We start from the raw sequence: 23,539 nt of genomic DNA, 5'->3' as shown, positions 1-23,539 counted from the left end.
GCTTGCTTCCTTTATTTCGAAATAAAATGAGAGGATATATTTATTTGTGACATTCGTAATTGAAAGTCATATTGGGAATGAATTTTAAATAATTGCCTGTTTTTTTGAAAAAATGCATATTGGCTTGTGCGTTTTCGCCGGTTTTCCTGTCTACCTTAATAGAAGCCTGAAACCGGGCATGATGAAAATAATCTTCAAAATGAATAATCCGGAGCAAATGTACCCAGTAAAGCAATATAATGGAAAGAGCCATACAAAAAACGGATATTTCCGAGGTGTAATACCGCAGATGCTTTTATGGACAGGATAATCCATACTTCGCATCGCATCGCATTAAGAGGAGGGAGTTTAAGAAAAAAAAGATAACTTTGTCAAATTGATAGTTCAACCAGGGGGTGAATATTGCCGGAATATCAAAACAACCAGTGTAAAGAATAAAATATTATTGAACTTTTTCGTTAAGTTAAATGAGTATAGGAAAAGCTTGCTTTGACTATACCATAGCGAGAAAAAGTCTAAATTTATTGAATAAAATGGATAAACACCATATGCGCATATTGATGACCCGTTTTTTTGAGAATGATTTCCCCAAAGAGTCTATTCTTAAATTCCAGCAATGGTTCACATACAAAGAAAACAACACGTTAAAGAACGAAGTATTGAATGAATTGTGGGAACAGGAAACGGCAGAAGCTGACAGGCATACATTACAAGCTCTGGAAGAGATAAACCGGCGGATCGGAAAAGAAAAAAAACCTATGCATCTATCGTTATCCCGACGCTTACTTCGTATTGCTTCTATTTTACTTCTGCCTGTTGTAAGCGTGTTGCTTACCTATTGGATCATGCATAATAAATTTGAATCATCTGCTTCGAAAACGGAAATAATGGAACACATTGCATATGACGGAGAAATAAAGCAAGTTCTTTTACCCGACGGTTCCGAAGTATGGCTGAACGCCGGTTCCACACTGTTGTATGCGGCAGATCTTTCCGGACCGAACCGACACCTGTTCCTGAACGGAGAAGCTACTTTCCGGGTTGAGAAAGATCCTAAGCGACCTTTTATCGTGAAAACTCAATACATGCAGGTAGAAGCTCTGGGAACGACATTCAATGTAAGATCATACATAGATGCGGGTACTGCGGCAGTTACCTTGGAAGAAGGATCGGTGCGGGTGGATGTCGACGGAAAGGTGAGAGTTTCGGAAGTGATCAGCCCTAACGAGCAGTTTGTATATAACCATCGTCAGGGAAAAACCTCCCGGTTACAGGTCGACGCGGAACTTGTCTCAAGATGGAAAGAAGGTTATCTGGTATTCGAGGATGCTTCTTTCGAAGAGATTATTCGTACTGTGGAACGCCGTTTCAATGTTACCGTCTATTATGATATAAGGAAATACGGAGGAGGACGGTTTTCCGTTAAATATAGACCTTATGAGAATGTCCGGCAGGTATTGACCATCTTGGAAACATTAAATCCCGGATTGAGATGGACGATAGAAGATAATACCATTTATATAAAATAAAATTTGCGCCTTGTCTCAGCGTGGTAATTTTTCTCTTTCATTTTAAATATATTTATAACATTTATATTTTACCTTTGCAGATATACGAGAGAAGTATTCCTCGATTTGATATCTTTTGTGCTTTTAAAATGCCTGCAAAGAAAAGAATAATAACAGAAAGTAATATCACTACGAATGACAGGGATTTAGTGGTTCGCCTTATCAATAACGATCAGGATGCATTTTGTGAATTGTATGCAAGATATAAAGAGCGGTTGTTATATTTTTCCATGAAATTTGTCAAATCACATGAATTTGCAGAAGACATTTATCAGGATGCATTTACCGTTATCTGGCAGGGCCGCCGGTTCCTCGATCCTGAAAAAACATTTTCATCGTACCTTTACACCATTGTGAAAAATCGCATTCTCAATATCCTGAGAGATATAGAAAATGATCAAAAACTCAAATCATACATCCTTGCCAATGCTATTGATTACTCCGACGTTACTAATCAGCATGTTCAGACCAATGAATTGAAGGTTATTCTCGATAAAGCAGTAAAGAAATTGACTCCCCGCCAGCGACAGATATTTGAAATGAGCCGGAACGGACAGATGACGCATAAAGAAATTGCCGAGGAACTGGGTATATCTGTGCTTACGGTACAAGAACATATCTCAATCGCTTTAAAAACCATTAAACGTTATCTGAAAGATTATCCCGACTATCTGGCCGGTTTGCTGCTTATATTGATCTGTATAAATATGTGAAATGGCTCTGGGTTATAGCGAGATGTTGTTAATAAAATTTAAAGACACCCCAGATTTTCGATTATCCCGTGTATTACTTATACACGTCCCGGTTGAACGAGCTGAATATTTTTCCTGCTGGTTTTTATTCGCTACGGCGTTTTTTTACAATACAAGGCAGATATCGGCTGTTTTGTTTTACAAAAAATAGAGCAGGCATTTTTGGTTGCATGATATATTTATGAAGAGTAACAACGAAAAAGAAAGAACGATCAGGCGTTTCCTGGACAATCTTTACACGAAAGAAGAGGCGGAAGAGTTTTTTCGGGATGTAAAGGACCGGAGAAATGACACTCTGACAGATAATATAATATGGGAACTGGAAGAGGAGACCGGATTGCAGAAAACTTCCGATGCCGTCAGCTATCAACAATATAAACAGGAGGCTTGGCAATTGTTGAAGCGTCTCGAAAAGAAGAAGAGGATACGGTTCCGTCGGGTGGCGGTATATATCGCTGCGATGGCATCGGTATTATTTTTAGGCCTATATATATTTCATTATGTGAAAATGACGGAATTATCTTCTGTGTTGTACACGGAAACCGTTACTTCTTATGGGGAAAAAAGACGGTTGGTATTTCCCGACAGTACCCGGGTAGTGTTGAATTCCCGTACAAATATTGCTTATCCTGATAATTTCGGTAAAAACGAGCGCCGTATAAAGCTTTCCGGCGAAGCCTATTTTGATGTAAGCAAAGATAAAACTCCTTTTATTGTAGAAACGGAATGTTTTGATGTCCGGGTACTGGGTACGGCTTTTAATGTAAAAGTATATGATAAGGACGAGATCGTGTCAGTGGCTGTGAATGAAGGTCGCGTAGAGGTATCGATGGCTGAAGCCACTCTTGTCCTGAAACCGAAGGAGAAAATAACTCTCAATACCCGCACGGGAGAGATCATGAAAGAGATCGTGCGGAATGACGGACATTCCTTTGCATGGATAGAAGGTTGGCTCTATTTTGACCGGACACCTATCCGCGATATCGCAAGGGAACTGGAACGGATATATGGTTGCCGTATTGTATTTAAAGAAGGGCAGGAGTTCAATAACCTGATTTCGGGAGAACATGACAACCAGAGCCTCGAATCCGTATTACGATCCATCGAATACACCAGCGGTATCAAATACATTAAAAAAGACAATGAAGTACTTCTTTATAAATAAATACGAGTTCTAATCCTAAAAAATACGCCTATGAATAAGATTCCCCTATAAACAAGAATCCCGTACCAAGAAAAGAGCACTCTGTAGAAAAGTGCTCTTTAAAAGGGGTAACTTCGCCATTTCACCCGCTTGCAACATCGGAAAATAAGAAGTTACCTGTTTAGAAATTTGTTTAAAAAATTATTAAACACGACAAATATATGAAATTCACCCATCAATTAAAAAAACAAATATCGTTTTTTCTTAATTTTTTTATCATGATGATTTTGTTTTTTGCTGTAATTGCTCCTGTTTCCGGGCAGAACACGAAAAACAGTAATCTCTCGCTCAATGTACAAAACCAATCTCTTAGTGAGGTATTTCAGCAAATCAGTACGCTCACGGATTACAAGTTCTTTTACGACCAGAGTATTGTGGACAAAGCGCCCAATATTACACTGAATATACGAAATGCTACCATTCAGGATGTTTTGGATAAAATAACCGCCCAGACAAACCTCTATTTCCAACGGACAAATAACACCATCTCCGTGAGTTCAACACCCCCGGTAAGTAACGTCCAATCGAGGCAGAGACAAAGCAAAACCGTTTCCGGAGTTATAACGGATACCTCGGGAGAACCCATTATCGGGGCTAATATTGTGGAAAAAGGTACCACCAACGGTACGGTAACCGATATAGACGGTAATTTTTCATTGAGAGTTGAAAACAATGCTGTACTGTATATTTCGTATATCGGCTATCTTACTTACGATATTAATACGGTAGGAAAAACGACTTTTAATATTGTTCTGCAGGAAGATACCAAAGCATTGGATGAATTGATTGTAATCGGATACGGAACACGTCAACGCCGAAGTATAACCGGGGCAGTTGATCAGATCGCCTCCGATGTTTTTGAAAACAGACCGGTAGGTAACGCCATGCAGGCTTTACAGGGAGCTTCTGCGAATCTGATTATCCAGCAAAGCAATATGAACCCGAATGACAACCAGCTAAGTATTAACATACGCGGTGTCAGCACCATAACCAATAACGATCCGTTAGTACTTATTGATGGCATTATTACGGATCTGAGCAGCCTAAATCGTATAAATCCGGACGATATCGCTTCCATTTCTGTGTTAAAAGATGCAGGTAGTGCCGCCATTTACGGTTCTCGTTCGTCAAGTGGGGTATTGCTGGTAACCACCAAGCAAGGAAGTAAAAATCGTAAACCGATTGTCCGTTTTAATTCCATGGTTGGTTACGAAACACCTCATTTTCTGTTCTCCCCGGTAAAAGGGTATGAGAATGCTATACTCAGAAATCAGGCGGAAGTTAATGTAGGTCGGACCCCGGTTTATACTCCCGATGAAATACGCGATTTATATGAACACGAAGACCAGGAGTATTTCCTGTTTCAAATTCTGAAACCCGCTCTGAAACAAACATATACGGCAAGTGTTTCGGGAGGGAGCGAAACATCAACTTATATGGCTTCAGCAGGTTATTACGATCAGGCAAGCAATTTTGTGGGCGGAGACTACGGTATGAAGCGCTACAATTTTCGCACTAATCTAACCTCTGAATACGGAAGATTGAAATTTTCCTCCCAATTAGCCTATAATCGGATTATGCACCATGCTCCGAATGCAGGTAATGCCATACAAAATGCCACTCGCTTCCCCTCCTATTATTATAATAAAATGAAAGACAGCAAGGGCCGTTACGTTGATCAGTTTACTAGCCTTGGACTTTTGGAAGCAGGAGGTTATCGTGACCGGGATGAAGACAATATTATTGGCAACCTAACCGGTGAATTGGAAATCATTAAAGGTTTGAAAGCAAAAGGTATGTTCGGACTTGACCTCACTGCAAATCATCGTTTTGTCAGAACCCTTGAAGTGGCATATTACGCCAGTGAAACATCTGAAGAACCGACAAGCTATACTGGTCAGGAAAGAAATACAGAAGATTATAACGAAAAATATTATCGACTGAACACGCAATTCCTGCTGGATTACGATCGTATTTTTAACAACGTACACCATATTACGGGATTGGTTGGTTTTTCTAATGAATCATATACGCAGCAAGCCAACGAAATCAGAAAAAAATTTACTGATCCGGATCTTGGTATTCCTGCGACTGACGGATTAACAGAGATAGATCCAATAAACAGCTATAATACCCCCGATGCCACTATCCGTACAAGTATTTATTCATTATTTGGCAGGGCCGGTTATTCGTTTGCCGATAAATACTATGGCGAAGTAAGTTTTCGCTACGATGGTTCTTCCAAATTTGCCAAAGAGCACCGATGGGGTTTCTTCCCGTCTGTAACGGCAGGTTGGCGTGTATCGCAGGAAAATTTTATGGAAACATATCGCAATACTGTGGGAGATTTGAAGATACGTGGTTCGTATGGTGTGCTGGGCAACCAAAATGTAGGTGATTACCGCTATATGACTACCTACACTGTATATACCAATAACTACGGATTCAACAAAACTCCCGTATCGGGTACCGGGTTCAGCTTCGGTAATAAAGATCTGGAATGGGAAACGTCAGCAACGTTTAATATTGGTACTGACGCTGCATTTCTCAAGAATCAGTTGATGGTATCGTTTGATTATTTTAACCAAACGACATCCGGCATTCTGTTGAGCCCTGAAGTTCCTGCTGTGTTCGGCGGTGCTGTCGCTATAGAGAATGCCGGGAAAATGCAAAACAGGGGTTGGGAAGCTAGTATTAATTACAACTTTAATACTATAGGGATGCAACACCGCATTAACTTCAATATTGCCGATTCAAAAAATAAAATTATTGACTTTGGTGACGAGCGGATTAATGCAAAAGAACAGATGTCGTCCTTAATAAGGGAAGGTATTGCTCTGAATTCTTATTTTGGGTACAAAACTGACGGATTCTTTAAGGACGAAGATGATATTGCCAATAGTGCATTACCCGTTGGCGCTTCAGTAGCGCCAGGGGACGTGAAATATGTAGATTATTACGAAGACGGTGTAATCGACGAAAAAGACCGTCAGGTGTTAGGTAATGCCTTTCCCCGGTATACCTTCGGACTGAATTATAACCTCAGTTGGAAAGGATTCGACTTAGGTTTATTTGTTCAAGGTGTCGGGAAACGTAGTATGGTGCTTCGCGGTGAACTGATACGTCCGTATGCTTCCAACTTCACGCAGGTTATGTTCCAGCACCAACTGGACTATTGGGGTCCTACCAACATGGATGCTCGTTGGCCACGCCTCACGGCAGATGGTTCAGCTTCGAACATCAACAACTACGGACGTGATTCGGATATCTATTTATTGGATGCGGCTTATCTCCGTCTGAAAAATATACAAATAGGTTATACCCTACCGAAACACATTACCTCCAAGCTCGGTGCAGGCAAACTGAGAATGTACCTTAATGCACAGAACCTACTGACATTGTCCGCCACTTCGTTTATCGACCCGGAATCTTCTGAATTCGGCAACAATATGGGAGGTATTGCCGGCGTTGCTTCAAACAGCGGCCGTAATTATCCGACACTGATTTATTATGGATGTGGTCTCAATTTAGAATTTTAATACATACTCCTATGAAAAGAAATTTAATTATATATAGTTTATTATTCCTGTTCTCATTGGCAGCCTGTAATGATTTAGAGCAGGTACCTACCAATAAGTTCACAGATGAAAATTACTGGACTTCAACAAACAAGGCTATGTCGGTGCTAAATATGGCCTATAACCAAATGTATAACGCTGACTTTTTCTTCCGTACGGAAGCTTTGTCCGACAACATGTACCAAAGGCGTATTCATGACGAAAAAATAATCTCATCGGGCCAGGCAGACGCTTCCAACGCACGATTTAAAGACGAATGGAGCAGATGCTATGCAGGAATTAAAACCTGTCATACTTTTCTCGAGAATGTAGATCGCGTTCCGGATATGGATGAAAATCTGAAGAACAGGGCAAAAGCGGAAGCCCGTTTTATCCGTGCATTGCTATTTTTTCGCCTGACTACATGGTATGGAGATATACCGCTTTTCACAAAAGACATAACCCTCTCCGAGTCGAAAACCATTGAACGCACTCCCCATGCAGACGCTATTCGGTTTATATGTGATGAATTAGAAGAAATTGCAGGTATCCTTCCCACCAATAAACAATACACAGAAGCTGATAGGGGACGTATAACCGCCGGAGCTGCCATTGCGTTGAAAGCGCGCGTTTATCTGTTTGAAAACGACTGGCAAAATACAGTAACCACTTGCGAACGGTTGATGGGTAATACAACTTACGGGGAATACGGTTTGTATGACAATTATGCCAAACTTTTTACGGTTGAGGGAGAGTACAGCAAAGAGATGATACTAAATATAGAATATGTTCCATCACTCAGAACATGGGCAGATTATCAGGATTTCATGCCTAAATCGTCACTGGGGGGACGTGTCAGTAAAATGGCCCCGACACAGGAATTAATAGACGACTATATTATGCAGAATGGAAAAGGAATTAAGGAAAGTGGTTCGGGGTATAATGAAAATAACCCTTATATCAATCGTGATCCGCGAATGGACATGACTATTGTCCGCCACCTTTCGACATGGACATTACCCGATGGAAATAGCCGGACTATCTATACCAAACCCGGATCGACAACTGATCCTACGGGAAGGCTTGATATATATGTATCCAACGATGAAACAACATCTCCTACCGGTTATTATATGCGCAAATATTACGATCGGACAGCCATCAACGGAATTAACTCCGGAATGAACCTGATGATGATACGCTATGCCGATGTTCTGCTTATGTATGCTGAAGCCAAAAATGAACTAGGTCAACTAACGGAAAACGTGTGGGGTGTAACCATTCAAGCACTCCGTCAGCGTGCCGGATTTACAGATCCTGCTGCATTAGATTTTAACAGCGCCTGGACACCTGCTGACAGGCAATTGATTATCCGTCGTGAACGCCGTAGTGAATTGGCATTGGAAGGATTACGCATTTTTGATATACGTCGCTGGCGGACCGCAGAAGTTGTCCTTAACCAACGGCCACACGGTGCTATGTTTGAAAATAACAATACGGAATACATTGTGTTGGATCAGCGGACGTTTAATCCTGAACGTGACTACCTCTGGCCTGTTCCGCAAAGTGAAAAAGATATTAATCCCAATTTAGGACAGAACCCCAATTATTAAGGTTAAAAAGCATGAAAACAATTACTAAAATATCACTGTTGGTATCCTTTCTTATCTCGTTAATGCTTTCAAGCTGTCTCGATAACAAGGAATTAAACCTCAATGTTACAGCTGTAAACCAGCTGATCGACCCCTATGACAAACTTTTTGTACCCTTGCAAAGTTCCTCTTCTGCCACTGTATATTTTGAATGGGAAGCGGCTACAGCAGAAGACGGTGAGCTCGTGATGTATGAAATCGTCTTTGACCGCGAAGGCGGTGATTTTTCAAACCCTATATACAGACTGCCATCCGAAAATAAAGGCTTACGCCCCTATGCAAGCGTTACCCATAAACAACTGAATAAAGTCGCCGCATTGGCAGGTATTGAAGCATCAGCGACCGGACAATTTATCTGGACGGTAGTGTCTTCCAAAGGCGTGAATGGTAAGATAGCCGCAGAATCCCGCACGATGGAAGTTACCCGCCTCGCAGGGTTTGTCGATATTCCGGCTACACTTTATATAACAGGAGAGGGTTCCGAAGGAGGTAGTGACTTGTCGAAAGCTGTCAAAATGAAAATGACAGAAGAAGGTGAATTTGAGTCATTTATCAAATTAACTGCCGGTCAGAGTTACTCCTTTACCGATGCTGTTACCGGCACGGCAAAACAATATTACACAGAAGGTGAACTCTTGAAAGAAAATGGGACCAGTACAATAGATCAAACCGGAGTTTATAAAATTATGGTAGATTTTAATTCCGGTATGGCAGTTTACTCTAAAATTAACGCTGTGAAATGGTATCATTGTAATTCGGCTGTCAAAAACCTTGAACTGCCTTATATCGCTCTCGGAGTGTGGGCTCTGAATAAACATACAATGACTACGGAAGATTTCGGTAGTGAGCAAACCAATCCCCGCTACAGATTTGTGATGGAATACGAAAATGGTACGGAGTCTGTATGGGGACCCACCAATTTCAACGAAGATGGGTTCCCCAGTGCTGCTCCCGCTTATTTCTATACAAAAGAATATACAGCAGCTGACGGTATAACCCAGTTTAACCCCAAATGGAAAAGAATCCAACCTTCCGGCACATCATGGATTGGCTATACTTACAACATGTCACTGGTATTACAGGCTGAAAACCCTTATACACACACATTGACGGAAACAACACCGGATGAAGAGTCTCCAGAGGAACCCATTGTTGTTCCTAACAACCTATATATAACAGGCGAAGGGTCGGAAGGGGGTAGTACATTGTCCCAAGCCATCAAAATGACCGCTCTCGAAGGAGAAAAATTTGAAATATTTACCAGATTGACTGCCGGAAAAAGTTATTATTTTGTGGATACTACCACCGGAATACCAAAACAATTTTCAACCGAAGCCGGAACACTAAAAGAGAATGGTACTTCCACCGTGAACGAAACAGCTATCTATAAAATTGTACTGAATTTCAATGATGAAACGGCTGTTTACTCAAAAATTAATGCTGTGAAATGGTATCACTGCAATTCACAGAGTAAAACACTCGAACTGCCATATACCGCCCGGGGCGTATGGGCTTTAAACAATCATACGATGGCAGAGGCAGATTTTGGTAGTAGCGACAACAAAAATCCACGATACAGGCTCATTATGGAGTATGGTGACGGTACAGAGACCGTATGGGGACCTCTTAGTCCTACCGAAGACAATGCTCCCACAGGTGATCCTGCCTATTTCAACACGAAAGAATATACTGCAACAGAGATAGCTGCTCTATTTCCTGAAAGTCAGAGAGCGTTTAATCCCAAATGGAAACGGAGCCAAAATAACTCTGTTTCATGGCTGGGATTTATCTACGATATATCACTTATTCTACAAGCCGACAATATTTATTCTCATGTGCTAAAGGAAAAATAAAATGAAAAAGTTATTTTTTATTGCATGTTGGGCTATCTTGTTAAGTGCCTGTAATGATGACGGAAAGCCTGAATATAAGCCCGTCACTGATTCTATAGACTTTACTGCTGCTGCCGACAGCAGCAGTAAAGCTCTTATCAGCGCTTTCTGGAATGAATCGCAACAATATTTTGTAGAAAACAATTATGGCGGATTGGGTTTTCAATACTGGCCTCAGGCTCATGCCATCGACGTGGTGACCGATGCATACTTACGTACCAAAGACAGCTATTATAAATCGTATCTCGATAAATGGTTTAATGGCGTACGGAAAGGTAACGGGAACAAATGGAAAAATAATTTCTTCGATGATATGGAATGGATAGCCCTGGCCTTGTTCCGTATGTATAAAGCCACTGGAGAAGCGAAATATAAAGATGCCACTATCGAACTATGGAATTACATTAAGGACGGCTGGAACGCAGAATATGCCAGTGGCGGGATAGCGTGGAGAACAACGGAGCTGTGGAAAAAGAATGCCTGTTCCAATGGCCCTGCCTGTATTCTTGCCGCCCGTCTTTACCAGGATACAGGTGACGAGAACTACAAAGAATGGGCATTAAAAATTTATAATTGGGAAAAAGCAACGTTGCTGCAAAGCGACGGTGCAGTACTGGACCATATCGATGGAAGAGATAACACCCTCACCAATTGGAAATTCACCTACAACCAGGGAACATTTATCGGGTCGGCAGTGGAGTTGTATAAGATTTTGGGCAATAAAAGCTATCTCGATGATGCAGTGTTGACGGCAAATTATACAACCGGCTCCCTGGTTACTAATTCGATACTGAAGCTCGAAGGGGCGGCTGATAGTTCCGTTGACAATGATGCGCATTTGTTTAAAGGAATTTTTATCCGTTATTTTACGGAATTGATTCGACAGGATATAGACGGCGTTACTAAAAAGCGTTACCTGCAATTTTTGAAACATAATACGGAAACATTGTGGACAAAAGGTGTTCATAAAAATCCGGTATTGTTCGGACCTGACTGGACGATAAAACCGGATATGAAAACTACATTAAAAGCAACCGTAAGCGCCTGTATGCTTATGGAAGCTGCCGCACTGTTAGCTAACCAGAAACTTTTATAATCCAATAGAAATTTATTTATGAAAGAGTATTTTAATTTAAGAATTCCCGACATACGGCAAATGAAATGGATATTCGGTGCAACCCTGATGCTGACTCCCTCCTGTTCGGCACAGCCGTCGGAAGAAAATCCGATAAAACCGCCGTTAAACACGGATCAGCCAAACATCATATTTATTTTGGCAGATGATATGGGGTATGGTGACATCCGCAGGTTCAATTCCGGTTCGGCTATACCGACGCCCCATCTTGACAAACTATGTGCTGAAGGAATAAGTTTTACAGAAGCCCATTCCGGTTCCGCCCTGAGTACACCCACCCGTTACGGACTCCTTACCGGACGCTATTGTTTCCGCAGTAGTCTGAAGAGTGGGGTTTTGGGGGGATTCAGTCGTCCCCTCATTGAAAAAGAAAGACCTACTATCGCCTCCCTGTTAAAAACACGTGGATATCATACCGCAATCGCCGGTAAATGGCATTTGGGATTGGGTTGGCAAACGACCAACGGTGCAGCAGCAAACGAAAATAATACGGCATTCGGCAAACCACTGACTTATACGCCGAATGATGCAGGTTTTGATAAAAGTTACATTCTTCCTGCATCCTTGGATATGATACCTTATGTATATATCGAGGATCGTAATGTAGTCGATACCATAATGACGGTTATAGAAGGCGCAGACTCGCCCCGCGGACATTTTTGGCGCGGAGGAAAAGCCTCGAAAAGTTTTTCCATTGATAAGACCCTTGATCATTTTACTGAAAAAGCAAAACAATATATCAGAGAACGGGCATCCGGTAGTCAACCCTTTTTTCTATATATGCCTCTTACCGCCCCACATACCCCTTGGTTACCCGCCAACCGGTTCAAAGGAGTGTCAAGTGCCGGAGATTACGGTGATTTTGTAGTGCATGTGGATGATGTGGTCGGACAGGTGGCATCTCTGATCGATAGCTTGGGAATAAAGGAAAAAACACTTATTGTGTTTACCAGCGATAATGGTGCCGACTGGAATGCTACAGACAAAGCAACTTATCCGCATCGTGCTAATTATATCTGGCGCGGGAGGAAATCCGATGCATGGGATGGCGGTCATCATGTACCGTTAATTATTCAGTACCCCGGAATGGTCAAATCCGGCACTTCTTCAGACGCATTGGTTTGCCTGACAGATATGTTGGCAACTTTTGCCGAAATGACCGGCACGACTGTTCCCCCGGGTGCAGCCGAAGACAGCGAAAGTTTCCTGCAAGTCCTGAACGGAAGCAGCAAGACGGCCCGGAGCGAGGTAATCCACCATTCCGGAGATGGGTATTTTGCTATCAGGCAAGGGCGTTGGAAATTGATTGATTGCGGTGGGAGTGGGGGATGGTCAGCAGCAGAGAACGGAACTCTACCTCCTGTGCAACTCTACGATATGGAAACAGACCCTGAAGAGAAAAATAATTTGTATGATAAGTACCCTCAAAAGGTAGAGGAGTTGAAAAATCTGTTGAACACAATTATACGATGAGTAAGAGAACGGAAGGCAGGACCGGTATGCCCGTGCAATAATGGCGGTGCATGCTGCTATGGTGTACCCTATGGATATTATTCTTCCATCGTACCCGTAAACCGGTCGATGTATTCACTCGGGCGCATATTGAATTCTTTTTTGAAGCAGGAACTGAAATATTTAGGATCGTTGAAGCCGACGGCATAAGCCAGGTCCGATATTCGGATATTCCGGTTTTGATCCATGATCCGGCAGGCCGCTTTCAGCCTGATATTTGTGATAAATGCCGAAGTATTCAATCCTGTAAGGGTTTTCAGCTTATTGTACAGCGTGGACTTACTTACGTTCATCTCTTCTGAGAACTGCTGCTGGTCAAAATCGGAATGATCCAGGTGGCGGTTCACGCAATCGATCGCTTTTCTTAAGAATTCTTCGTCGAGATTAGTAAATTCCAGGTCTTTCAACTCGAATACCAATTGGTTTTTGAAATCCCGGGCCATGCGTTCCCGGCTTTTTAATAAATTTTTAATACGTGCATGCAGGACGTTCAGGTTAAAAGGCTTACTGATAAATGCATCGGCACCCGACTCATAGGCATCGGCACGGTCTTTCTCGTCGGTTTTGGCCGTCAGTAATATAATGGGGATATGGCTGTATTCTATATCGCTTTTCAGTAATTTGCAAAGTTCCACACCATCCATCTCAGGCATCATGATATCCGAAACAATAATGTCTATTTTTTTATGCCCGAGAATCAACATGGCCTCTTTTCCGTTGGTAGCGGTAAATACATGGTAATCCCTGTTTAACAACCTGTGAACAAGTTGTAATATCTCTTCATTGTCTTCTACTACCAACACGGATGATGTTTCTTGTTTTTTAGTCGTACGCTCTTTCTCCTCTGTCACCGGGTTGACTTCCATGGGTGTGGTATCTTGGATATAGTCAAATTTATCCGTATCGATCTCGGAATCTTCGAAACAGGATGCATCAATGGGAAGGATGACCGTGAATTTACTTCCTTTGTCAATCTCGCTTTCTACCTGTACTGTTCCGTGATACAGATTGACAAGGTCTTTTACCAGCGACAATCCGATACCGGTACCTGTGGTGTTATGCCTTCGGTAATCTCCTTCATAGAATCGTTTGAACAGTGTTTGCTGATCATCCTTTGAAATTCCCGCACCATTATCTTCTACCGATATCCGGATATGATCTTTTTCTTCATCCCGGTGCGACAGCGTTACCTGTATGGAGCCTCCTTTTGATACGTATTTGGCGGCGTTTGAGATCAGATTATAAAGTATCTTGTCCAGTTTGTCGATGTCAAATAAACCCTGAATATTTTCGGGATCACTTACGTAGGAGAAATGAAGCTTTTTTTTCCTGATCAGCGGATAGAACGAATCGGTAGAATTTTTTACGAATTCAGAAATATTGCCGTATGATACGCGTAGTTTGAGGTTCCCTGCTTCGGCTTTCCTGAACTCCAGGATTTGTTGCAACAGCCGGGTCAACCGGACGATATTCCGTCCCATGGTGGCATATAGGTCGTCATTTCGAGGCGATGTTTGCTGTAACTCATCCACTGTAGCCGAAATAATGGTGAGCGGGGTCAGGAATTCATGGGTGATATTCGTGAAAAACTGCAGTTTGGCATGATTGAGCTCTTCGGCTTTCTCCCGCTCTATTTCTTTATATTTAAGTTGATTACGGAGATGTATCCGATTCAGGATATTCCGGTATATTGCGTAACCGATCAATGCCAGGATACAAAAATAAATGATAAAAGCCCACCATGTAAGCCAGAACGGCGGCAGGACATTGATTTGTATTTCTTTTATCTTATCGTTCCATACGCCGTTCTGCGTAGTCGCCCTTAATTGAAAAACATACTGTCCCGGCGAAAGATTGTTGTAATAAGCAACATTTTGTTTCGAATCGGTGTATGTCCAGTCCTGATCAAATCCTGTCAGTTTATAAGCATATCTGTTCAGTTCGGGATTTTTGTAATTGAGGTTTGCGAAATGGATACTGAAATTGTTATATTTATGCGGAATAGTGATCCGATCGGAGAAAGGAGGTACTTTTGCAGATATTTTATTCGTTATTTGTTCATCCAACTTATAGAATGAAGTGTTCAATATTCTTATATCTGTTATATAGAAGGGGGTAGGATAGATGTCTACATTGATATTATCGGGATTAAACCGTACCAATCCCTTATAGCCCCCGAAAAACAATTCTCCCTGGGCCTTATAGGACGATTTGGGGATAAAGAAGTTATCGCCCAGCCCGTCGGCCATAGTAAAAACCCGGTACCCCGTCAGTTTGGCCGTTTCATTGAAAGTGAGCCTGATCAGGCCGTTGTTTGTGCCGATCCATAGATTTCCCTGCCGGTCTTCTTCGATGGAACTGATCAGGGTTCCCAGAATAGAGAACTGGGGCGATTTGTCGATAAATGAGTCCGACTCATTGTCATACAGGTACAATCTTCCGTTTTCGGCACCCGCCCATAAACGTCCGGAGGTATCATAATGCAGCACATTGATAGTGTGAGCTGAGATCTTTCCATTTTTTTCAGTATAGTTCCTGAAGGTAAGCCCGTCTCTATGCCGGGGATCACCTTCCACCGACAGTACGCCGTTATCGATTGTGGCAATCCATATTCTGCCCGCCACGTCTTCCGTGATATCGATCATACTCGATGGTACCAGTTGTCTGTCATCTACTAAGATATTATCCAAAATAAATCCAGTATCGTCGCTGAGCCAGACACCCAGCCCATATTGCGTCCCCAGCCAGCAATTCTGCTGCCGGTCGACGTGGATGCTCCGTATGCGATTATCACTGATAAAACCGGAATTGGCTTCAGTGTACATTCGGATGGGTTTTCCTTTTTCATATACCCATAGCCCTTCTCCATACGTACCCAACAGTATTTCGCCGGTATTACGTTGCTTGATATCATACATTGAGATTTGTCCTGCCCCGTTGAATTCAGGCAAGGCATGCTGTGGAATGACCTTTTCCGATTTTTTATCATAACGGACAACTCCATACGTGCCTATGCCCAGCCACATATTGTCATCATTGTCTAAAAAAACCGATCGTATTGCGCCTGTGGGTATTCCTGAAATATCTACACTGATGAAATCGAATTTGGATTCTTTCGTGTTGGTAAACAAGACACCGCCACCGATAGTACCGATCCAGATATTATCCTTGTTATCCCGGATAATGGAATTGATCTCATTGGTGGGAAGCTCATTTGTTTTGTGGGTCGCACGCCTGTTGATAAATCCGGACGGGGTGTCATATCCCAGTATACTAAGCCCGCTACGGGTACCGACCCAAAGTGAATTTGTATTGATATCTTCACAAATATCATAAATAATATTATCCGATAAACTTGCCGGATCGTTTGCATTGTGCCGGTATGTTTTCCATCGGAAGTTCTCCATATCACGCGGATATTCAAGAAAATGAAGCCCTTCTCCCCATGTCCCTACCCAGATATTCTTCTTACTGTCTTCATAGATTACGTGAGCCGAATTCCGCGAATTCAGTTTGGGGTAAGTATGAAAAATATTTTTGGAAGGTGAATAACGGTACAATCCATTATTCCATGTACCGACCCATATCTCCCCATAGGTGTCTTCAATGATGGATTTCACCGAAGCGGTTACGGCAATATCGCCGATTTTCTGCAGGCTATGGTGGGTAAAGGTGTTCTCCCGGGGATCGTATCTGAACAATCCGTCATCCATTCCGATCCAGATCTCATTGTTTTTCGTTACCAAAATACATGAAACCACCTTATTGGTCGTATTTTGAATTTCTATCGGCTCGAATTTTCCCGATAATTTATCGAATCGGTCTATTCCGTTATAAGTACCGATCCAGAGGTTTCCATTCTGATCATCCGCCAGACAAAAAATATTGTTGCTCGTCAGTACATGCGGTTTAGGTTGGTTAGAATTATAAACCGTTATCTGATATCCGTCGTACTTACACAGTCCGTTTCTCGTGGCAAACCATATAAACCCCTCCCTGTCCTGATATACTTCCTGGATTTCATTGGTGGGGAAACCATCGGTCGTGCTCAGAATTTTGAAATCCGGTTCACCCCTGTTCTGTTGAGGATAAAGGAAATCCATACAACCGAACAGCAAAGTGAAAACGGTGTAAAAAGGTAATGTTAAACGAATAGATAGGATGCCCGATAACTTTTTCATTACAACATATTTTTCACAAAAATAAGAAAATTCAACGTGGTTTAAAAAAATATATAAGAATGTATCAAAAACAAAAAATTAAAAAATTCTTCTTCAGGTAGGTTAATGATATAATTCTGAGACCGGTACTACAAAATAAAACTTTGTTTCTGTTATTGTTTTAACGAAATAGTTCATATCGACAGCCATCGCTTCCTTATTTTTCAACCTTTTTGAATGATAATTAGAGTTTATTCAAAGATTGGCGAACTATCTTTGCAAAACTAATATCGACGGATTTATCGATCTAATCCCTTTCAACTAACAAGGTCATGAAATTAAAAATATGTATATTATGGGTGGTGGCTTTTGGTATATCTATTGGTTACAACAAATTGCAATCCCGCGATACTCCGAACAGATATGCTTTTTTTACTCCCGCCGAAATATGGAAAGATGACCTGGGAAATCATATCAACGCCCACGGTGGAGGAATCCTATACCACGAAGGTAAATATTACTGGTTCGGGGAACATAAAAGCGAACGGTCTAACGCCGCATTGGTCGGTGTAACATGTTACTCATCATCCGATTTATATACCTGGGAAAACGAAGGGATAGCCCTGCCCGTGAGCGATGATCCGGAGAGCCCGATAGTAAAAGGCAGTACCATTGAGCGTCCTAAAGTTATCTATAATGCCAAAACTGGAAAATTCGTGATGTACTTTCATCTTGAACTCCAAGGCAAAGGTTATGAGGCCGCTCATGTAGCAGTAGCAGTCGGCGACCGGATAACGGGTCCTTACAAACTTGTAAAAAACGGCAGGGTAAATGCCGGAAAATGGCCCATGAATATGACAGAAGAGCAGCGGGATTCACCCGTAAAATCAACCGATTTTGAAAAATGGTGGACACCCCAATGGATGGCAGCCATAAAAGACGGCCTGTTCGTACGTCGCGATTTCGAGGGCGGACAAATGTCCCGCGATATGACTTTGTTTGTGGATGACGATAACAAGGCGTATCATATCTATTCGTCTGAAGACAATCTCACCCTGCATATAGCCGAATTAAAGGACGATTATCTGGACTACACCGGGAGATATATCCGAGTCGAGCCGGGAGGGCATAACGAAGCACCGGCTATCTTCAAAAATGAGGGACGTTATTTTATGATCACTTCCGGTTGCACGGGATGGGATCCCAATGCCGCCCGTTTGCTCACAGCCGGCCATATTATGGGGCCATGGACACTGCACCCGAATCCATGTAGAGGAGACGATGCGGAACTTACATTTCATTCACAAAGTACATTCATTCTTCCCGTACAGGGAAAGCGGAACGCTTTTATATTCATGGCAGACCGATGGAGACCTCAAAATCCCATTGACGGCAGATATGTATGGTTGCCTGTGCTCTTCGAGAATGGATTACCTCTCCTTACATGGTTCGATAAATGGGATTTGAGTATTTTTGAGCAGATAAATGCAGATTTCCCGTCGCCGGGGAGATAGAAAACAACCTCATTGTCAAAAAATAATTGTATGCAAAAGAAATATCTGTCGATAACTATTTTACTGGTAATGCTTATTATTAGCAGTGTACCCATCGCGGCTCAAAATAAACTGATCATTGATGCCGATCAGGAAAAAGGTACCATCAGCCGGCATATCTACGGACATTTTTCCGAACACCTGGGACGTTGTATTTACGGCGGATACTGGGTGGGGGAAGACTCATCCATACCCAATACCAGGGGCATCCGCAACGATGTAACGGAGGCGCTGAAAGATATACGTATACCCAACCTACGGTGGCCGGGCGGTTGCTTCGCCGATGAATACCATTGGATGGACGGTATCGGTCCGCGTGACCAGCGGCCCAAAATGATCAATACCCACTGGGGCGGGGTGGTAGAAGACAACAGTTTCGGTACTCATGAATTTCTCGACCTTTGCGAACAGATTGATGCCGAGCCCTATATAAGCGGTAACGTGGGTAGCGGTACCGTGGAGGAGATGTCCAAATGGATAGAATACATTACTTTCGACGGAGAGAGTCCCATGGCCAACCTCCGCCGGCAAAACGGGCGGGAAGAACCATGGAAAGTGAAATTCTGGGGAGTGGGTAACGAAAGCTGGGGATGTGGCGGTAATATGACGCCCGATTTCTATTCCGACCTGTATCGGCAGTATGCCACCTTTTGTCGCAATTACGGAGATAACCACCTGTATAAGATTGCCTGCGGTGCCAATGTGGATGATTACAATTGGACGGAAACGTTGATGAGAAAAGCCGGGGGGCATATGAACGGCCTGTCGCTGCATTACTATACAGTACCCCGGAACTGGGGCGATAAAGGCTCAGCCATAGATTTCGATGAAGCGGAGTACTTTACCACCATCCGGAAAACGCTGTTCATGAATGAACTGATCACCCGGCATACTACCCTCATGGACCGCCACGACCCGCATAAACGGATAGGTTTGATCATCGACGAATGGGGAACGTGGTACAACGTGGAGCCGGGGACCAATCCCGGATTCCTGCACCAGCAAAATACCCTGCGCGATGCTATTGTGGCAGGTATCAACCTGAACATCTTCAATAACCATAGCGACCGGGTGAAGATGGCAAATCTTGCCCAAACAGTCAACGTATTACAATCTGTAATACTTACCGATAATGAAAAAATGGTGCTCACACCTACCTACTGGGTGTTTTATCTCTATAAAGTGCATCAAGATGCAACTCTGCTGCCGCTTTCTTTTACGGGCAACAAATACCGGCACGGTAATGAGGAGATCGATGCGGTAAGCGTTTCGGCATCGAAAGACGCAACCGGAAAGATACATATCACGTTGGTGAATGCCGATCTCTCGAACGAACAGCACATCGGGACACAATTACGGGGTATATCGGCGCGAAAGGTGACGGGGAAAGTACTTACCTCCGATAAGATCAATGATTACAACAGTTTTGAGCAACCTTCCAATATAATTGTAAAGGATTTTAAAGGGGCAACCCTTTCGGGAGGCAATGCCCTTTCGGTTGTTTTACCCGCTAAAGCGGTGGTGATGATTGAAATAGAATAAGCATTACGAATGGTAATTTTTTAATGTACATAACATTTATGGATACTTTTTATATGGATTATTCTTTTTTATAATTTGCTTCTATATATGTTTATTATTTAATTTTTTTTTATTTTCTTTGTAAATAGAAGTCTATTTTTGCTGCTCATCTAGCTTAATACAAATGTTCTATATGATAACTTTTGAAAATAAATAGTTTTAATCGTATGAAAACAAACAGGGGTAAATTCAATGCCTCTCTTTTGTTAACTAAAGTTAATGGGGGGGGGGGTATTCTCTCTTATCTGACTCTTTTCCGGCTGATAACAAGCTCTTTATCAGACTACTTTTCTGTAAATCAAAACATTTATTCCCCGCTTTTTTTTCGTTCCTTTTCGACGATAATTTTTTTATTAATATTTGTCGCACCCCTTTATGCCGTGTACGAAAAATATTCCCTAACAGCCATCGCTATGCTAATGTGCTGTTAGGGAATATTTTTTGTTTTTTATCAATGGTCCGGTGTAAGAGGAGGTTTTAAATTTATAATAAACAAATGAATGTATAAAGATTAAATAATGGGAAACAAAAACAAAAAAACACAACTATCCCTGATGATGTTCTTTCAGTTTTTTATTCAGGGATCATGGTATGTAACCATGGGTACTTATCTGGGACAAACACTCCATTTTACAGGGGTTCAAATCGGGTTGGCATATAGTACGGCAGCCATAGCAGCCATTATATCTCCTGTGATCGTAGGCATGATAGCCGACCGGTTCTTCTCAGCCAACAGGGTATTAGCGTTTTTAAATATTATGGGGGCGGTATTATTATTCTGGTTGACGCGAATTACTCAGTTTTCATTATTCTTTCCTGTATTGTTGCTGTATACGATTTGTTTTATGCCGACCATGTCGTTATGCAACTCTATCTCTTTTGACAACCTGCCTGAGCCGTCGAAAGAATTCTCACGCATCCGGTTATTCGGCTCGTTCGGGTGGATTATTGCCGGTTTGTTGATCAGTTCAATGAATTTAGAGCCACTGGCAACCCCTTTTGTAATCGCTGCCGGTATTTCTTTCCTCGCCGGGTTATACGCTTTTTTACTTCCCTACAAAGCGCCTGAAAAGCGTGCAGATAAGCTGACTGTTGGGCAAATACTCGGATTCGATGCCTTTAAACTAACCAAAGAGAAATCGTTTTTGGTACTGCTGGTGTTCTCGGCACTAACCTGTATTCCGCTTGCTTTCTATGATTCTTTTACCAACCTTTTCATCGTCAATGTAGGGATCAATAACGCTGCTGCAGCCATGAGCATGGGGCAGGTTGCCGAAGTGATCTTCCTTTTTGCTTTTCCCCTGATGTTCCTTAAGTTGCGTTACAAAGGAAGTATTGTAGCCGCTATTACGGCCTGGGTGCTGATGTACGGATTCTTTGCACTGGGAGCGCATACGGGGCAGACCGGATTCATCTATGCCGTATTACCGCTCCATGGATTCTGTTTTACTTTCTTCTTTGTTTCGGGACAACTGTTTGTAGATGAAAAAGCGCCTTCGTCATTACGGAATTCGGCGCAGGGACTGATTGCTTTTGCCACCTACGGAGTAGGTAAATATCTGGGGACGTTGGTTGCCGGAAACGTAGTGCATCAGCATACTACTGTGCAGGGTACATACAACTGGGTTTCTGTATGGACCGTACCCTTTGTGATGGCTGTTGTCATCCTGATTGGGTTTGTTTGGTTGTTCAGTGAGAATAAAAAAGTAAATATACAATAGAATATTAATAAAAAAATTTATTTCTAAATAGATTAAATATGAAAAACAATCAAAATTATGTTTCGACACATGTTGAGCCAATTATTCATTTTTTTTCAGGGTTAAACTTGAAAAAAGATATGAATATTGCGTTCCTATTCTGTATGGTTGTGGCATTGTTTTTTCTTAGTTCCTGTAAAGGAGAAGAAGAAACCGGTGGTAAGGCGCACGATCCGAATAAGCCGATGGTGCTTACATCATTTATGCCGGATTCAGGGCGGATCTCTGAGATGGTATTATTGGATGGAGATAATTTCGGAACGGATCCTTCCAAAATTAAAGTTTTCTTCAATGCAAAGGAAGCTGCGGTGATTGGTTCCATCGGAACGCGTATACTTGCATTGGTACCCCGTCTCCCGGGTGATACCTGTATTTTGAGTGTGGAGGTGGGAGATCAGCGGAAAGAATATTCCGATCATTTCCTCTACAAAGTTGCAGCTTCTGTTACCACCGTTGCGGGTAATGGAAATGATGCCGGAGAGAATCCTGACTATAGTGTGGGATTAGATAAGATTCAATTGACTCCTGTTTATATTGGAATTGATAAAGATTTCAATATTTTCGTATCCTTAGCTAATGACAATCTGTTAAGGTTAAATGTGGCTGAAAATAGCGCCACGGTCGTTGCTACCGGTGCGCAGGGCTACAACCATCGTTGTCCTCCTATCGCCAATCCTCTCACAAATATATTACAAACGGGTTCGGAAGCTGAGCGTGACCGTTTTTGCTTTATGGATCCCAGAACGGGTTGGATTCCAAAGCTTTATTTTATTAAAGAATGGGATCGAGGTTTAAATACTGCTACCAATAAGGAGTATGATTTACCCGGTAATATACATTACCACTGTCTTTTGAGCGAAGCCGACGGAAACTATTATACCCGCTACAATGATGGACAATTAGTGCGGATAGATCCGACAACATGGAAGGCTACCATTGTAGGAATGACCCCTAGTGGAATTGCCTATGGATTAGCTATGCATCCGATCAATAAAAATGAGTTGTGGATCGCATATTCAAGCGGAGCAGGAGATGTTTCCAATAGTATATGTAAAGTGGATGTTACCGATAGTACAGTCGGCAGTGATGGTGTTCGCCTTGCTTCGTTTCAAAAACTTTCCGGCGCTACCAATGGTGCACATCGTGACGGTCCTTTGCCGATTGCCCAATTTAACCAACCGCGTGGAATCAGTTTTGATTCCGATGGCAATTT

14 protein-coding genes are annotated in these 23,539 nt (G+C 42.3%); 12 read left to right on the top strand and 2 right to left on the bottom strand.

Annotated elements, in window-relative coordinates; all coding sequences use genetic code 11:
* Positions 1–40: 40 nt before the first annotated feature.
* The gene (locus Q0502_RS15585) at positions 41–253 is read right to left on the bottom strand and encodes a hypothetical protein (protein ID WP_298652702.1); all 213 of its coding nucleotides are present in this window, start codon (positions 251–253) and stop codon (positions 41–43) included.
* Between the two features lie 280 nt (positions 254–533).
* Between Q0502_RS15585 and Q0502_RS15580 the strand changes: the two genes are divergently transcribed.
* The 8 genes from Q0502_RS15580 to Q0502_RS15545 all read left to right on the top strand — a co-directional run bounded on the left by Q0502_RS15580 (position 534) and on the right by Q0502_RS15545 (position 13,233).
* Positions 534–1,529, top strand: a complete 996-nt coding sequence (locus tag Q0502_RS15580; RefSeq protein ID WP_298652700.1) for a FecR family protein — start codon at positions 534–536, stop codon at positions 1,527–1,529.
* A gap of 128 nt (positions 1,530–1,657) precedes the next feature.
* Complete coding sequence (locus Q0502_RS15575; RefSeq protein WP_298652697.1) at positions 1,658–2,281, top strand: RNA polymerase sigma-70 factor; 624 nt, start codon at positions 1,658–1,660, stop codon at positions 2,279–2,281.
* 220 nt (positions 2,282–2,501) lie between these two features.
* The gene (locus Q0502_RS15570) at positions 2,502–3,485 is read left to right on the top strand and encodes a FecR domain-containing protein (RefSeq protein ID WP_298652694.1); all 984 of its coding nucleotides are present in this window, start codon (positions 2,502–2,504) and stop codon (positions 3,483–3,485) included.
* 257 nt (positions 3,486–3,742) lie between these two features.
* On the top strand, positions 3,743–7,063 hold the full coding sequence (locus Q0502_RS15565; protein ID WP_298652692.1) for a TonB-dependent receptor: 3,321 nt from the start codon (positions 3,743–3,745) through the stop codon (positions 7,061–7,063).
* A gap of 11 nt (positions 7,064–7,074) precedes the next feature.
* Complete coding sequence (locus tag Q0502_RS15560) at positions 7,075–8,694, top strand: RagB/SusD family nutrient uptake outer membrane protein (protein ID WP_298652688.1); 1,620 nt, start codon at positions 7,075–7,077, stop codon at positions 8,692–8,694.
* Positions 8,695–8,705: 11 nt separating this feature from the next.
* Entirely contained in the window at positions 8,706–10,586 is a 1,881-nt protein-coding gene (locus Q0502_RS15555) for a SusE domain-containing protein (RefSeq protein ID WP_298652685.1), read from the top strand.
* Between the two features lies 1 nt (position 10,587).
* The gene (locus Q0502_RS15550; RefSeq protein WP_298652683.1) at positions 10,588–11,721 is read left to right on the top strand and encodes a glycoside hydrolase family 76 protein; all 1,134 of its coding nucleotides are present in this window, start codon (positions 10,588–10,590) and stop codon (positions 11,719–11,721) included.
* A gap of 18 nt (positions 11,722–11,739) precedes the next feature.
* A complete protein-coding gene (locus tag Q0502_RS15545; protein WP_298652680.1) occupies positions 11,740–13,233 on the top strand; it encodes an arylsulfatase in 1,494 nt (497 codons plus the stop codon).
* Positions 13,234–13,310: 77 nt separating this feature from the next.
* Here the strand turns inward: Q0502_RS15545 and Q0502_RS15540 are convergent, their stop codons facing one another.
* Positions 13,311–17,453: a hybrid sensor histidine kinase/response regulator transcription factor gene (locus Q0502_RS15540; protein WP_298652678.1), complete on the bottom strand. Its 4,143-nt coding sequence runs from the start codon at positions 17,451–17,453 to the stop codon at positions 13,311–13,313.
* Between the two features lie 311 nt (positions 17,454–17,764).
* Between Q0502_RS15540 and Q0502_RS15535 the strand changes: the two genes are divergently transcribed.
* From Q0502_RS15535 to Q0502_RS15520, 4 genes are all read left to right on the top strand, one after another.
* The gene (locus tag Q0502_RS15535) at positions 17,765–18,946 is read left to right on the top strand and encodes a glycoside hydrolase family 43 protein (protein ID WP_298652675.1); all 1,182 of its coding nucleotides are present in this window, start codon (positions 17,765–17,767) and stop codon (positions 18,944–18,946) included.
* Between the two features lie 30 nt (positions 18,947–18,976).
* Positions 18,977–20,527, top strand: a complete 1,551-nt coding sequence (locus Q0502_RS15530) for an alpha-N-arabinofuranosidase (RefSeq protein ID WP_298652672.1) — start codon at positions 18,977–18,979, stop codon at positions 20,525–20,527.
* A gap of 557 nt (positions 20,528–21,084) precedes the next feature.
* Positions 21,085–22,287: an MFS transporter gene (locus tag Q0502_RS15525; protein WP_298652669.1), complete on the top strand. Its 1,203-nt coding sequence runs from the start codon at positions 21,085–21,087 to the stop codon at positions 22,285–22,287.
* Positions 22,288–22,406: 119 nt separating this feature from the next.
* Positions 22,407–23,539, top strand: a 1,133-nt coding sequence (locus Q0502_RS15520) for an IPT/TIG domain-containing protein (RefSeq protein ID WP_298652666.1), incomplete at its 3' end; no start/stop codon positions are given.

Source organism: uncultured Proteiniphilum sp. (assembly GCF_937873925.1).
Taxonomy (GTDB): domain Bacteria; phylum Bacteroidota; class Bacteroidia; order Bacteroidales; family Dysgonomonadaceae; genus Proteiniphilum.
The sequence above is the reverse complement of the archived record's forward strand: the minus strand, read 5'-3'. Positions and strand labels throughout refer to the sequence as shown.

Coding starts and splice junctions, on each gene's coding strand:
- Q0502_RS15565 (WP_298652692.1), top strand. CDS start 3,743: ATGATGATTTTGTTTTTTGCTGTAATTGCTCCTGTTTCCGGGCAGAAC.
- Q0502_RS15570 (WP_298652694.1), top strand. CDS start 2,502: ATGAAGAGTAACAACGAAAAAGAAAGAACGATCAGGCGTTTCCTGGAC.
- Q0502_RS15525 (WP_298652669.1), top strand. CDS start 21,085: ATGGGAAACAAAAACAAAAAAACACAACTATCCCTGATGATGTTCTTT.
- Q0502_RS15580 (WP_298652700.1), top strand. CDS start 534: ATGGATAAACACCATATGCGCATATTGATGACCCGTTTTTTTGAGAAT.
- Q0502_RS15550 (WP_298652683.1), top strand. CDS start 10,588: ATGAAAAAGTTATTTTTTATTGCATGTTGGGCTATCTTGTTAAGTGCC.
- Q0502_RS15540 (WP_298652678.1), bottom strand. CDS start 17,453: ATGAAAAAGTTATCGGGCATCCTATCTATTCGTTTAACATTACCTTTT.
- Q0502_RS15555 (WP_298652685.1), top strand. CDS start 8,706: ATGAAAACAATTACTAAAATATCACTGTTGGTATCCTTTCTTATCTCG.
- Q0502_RS15585 (WP_298652702.1), bottom strand. CDS start 253: ATGGCTCTTTCCATTATATTGCTTTACTGGGTACATTTGCTCCGGATT.
- Q0502_RS15560 (WP_298652688.1), top strand. CDS start 7,075: ATGAAAAGAAATTTAATTATATATAGTTTATTATTCCTGTTCTCATTG.
- Q0502_RS15575 (WP_298652697.1), top strand. CDS start 1,658: ATGCCTGCAAAGAAAAGAATAATAACAGAAAGTAATATCACTACGAAT.
- Q0502_RS15535 (WP_298652675.1), top strand. CDS start 17,765: ATGAAATTAAAAATATGTATATTATGGGTGGTGGCTTTTGGTATATCT.
- Q0502_RS15530 (WP_298652672.1), top strand. CDS start 18,977: ATGCAAAAGAAATATCTGTCGATAACTATTTTACTGGTAATGCTTATT.
- Q0502_RS15545 (WP_298652680.1), top strand. CDS start 11,740: ATGAAAGAGTATTTTAATTTAAGAATTCCCGACATACGGCAAATGAAA.